The organism is Sphingobacterium faecale (genome assembly GCF_016746095.1).
In the GTDB taxonomy this organism is placed as follows: domain Bacteria; phylum Bacteroidota; class Bacteroidia; order Sphingobacteriales; family Sphingobacteriaceae; genus Sphingobacterium; species Sphingobacterium faecale.
The window spans coordinates 1-1,014 of record NZ_JAERTY010000036.1; the positions used below are offsets into that span (position 1 = coordinate 1).

1 protein-coding gene is annotated in these 1,014 nt (G+C 39.9%); it reads right to left on the minus strand.

The annotated features are described in order from the left end of the window. Positions 1 to 17: 17 nt before the first annotated feature. A complete protein-coding gene (locus JKG61_RS22755; protein ID WP_202105304.1) occupies positions 18 to 911 on the minus strand; it encodes an IS982 family transposase in 894 nt (297 codons plus the stop codon). Positions 912 to 1,014 lie beyond the last annotated feature (103 nt).

Sequence of the window (1,014 nt, forward strand, 5' to 3'; positions counted from 1 at the left end):
TAACCTGAGTTCGATTGTTAAAAAGCGGACAATTGGTTGTTTTTTACAGTCTGATATTTTATAGCAGGTTTTTTAGGGAAGAATGCATATGCAATCAACCCAGCAACCAGGTTGGATACAAAATTTGCAAAAGATCTATGTCTAGAATGTTCAATCTGACATATGTTCTTGAGTTCATCGTTGACCGTTTCTATTACCGATCTCTTTCTGAGCAGAATTTTATCACTCATGGTCATCAAGCTGTTTTTCATGTTGTTACGGATGCTTGTGACCAGATGTATATCATTGACGAACAGTATGTCTGTCAATTTTTGGGATATGTACCCTTTGTCTGCAAATAACTTTCCGAATACCGCTTTGAGAAAACCTTCGTTTTTAAGCGGTTCCCTGTCATCGACATTGGCCTGGGTAATGGCGAAATTCAAAATTTCCCCCTTATCATTGATCACAATGTGCAGCTTAAATCCATAGAACCAGCCCATAGTGGACTTTCCTACTTCGGCTATTCCTTTAAACACTTTATTGCGTTTGATCCGCTTGTTATTGCATACCCGTATAGGTGTGGAGTCAACAAAGGATATCCCGGAGCATCTTCCCAGACAGCACGTTTTCAGGAAGATGGTCATGGGCATCAGCACGCTCTGGCTGAGTTCGACGAATCTATTGTAGGAGACGGTTCTGGGGAATTCGGACTTCATGTGCTTCTGTAAGTAGAACATATAGAAGTGCTTGAAGCACCGAAAACCGCTCAGGTGAAACAACAGACAGATGGAGATAACTTCGCTGTTGGACATTACCGGCGGACGTTTGGAAACTCGGCCAAGAAGGAAGCCGGAAGTGGATCTGTCAAAATCTTTGCAAAACTCGTCAACAAGACAGAAAATATCGTTAACTTTATTGAGGTCAATCATAGCGGGATAAACAGTTAAATATTTGAATTTAAGATACTTAAATATATAACCATGCCCACTATATTGCAAATTTTTATACCAAATTATTAATCGAACTCAGGTT

What these genes read in the sequence shown, in the direction of transcription:
- JKG61_RS22755 (WP_202105304.1), bottom strand. Translation starts at nt 911, where the DNA reads ATGATTGACCTCAATAAAGTTAACGATATTTTCTGTCTTGTTGACGAG.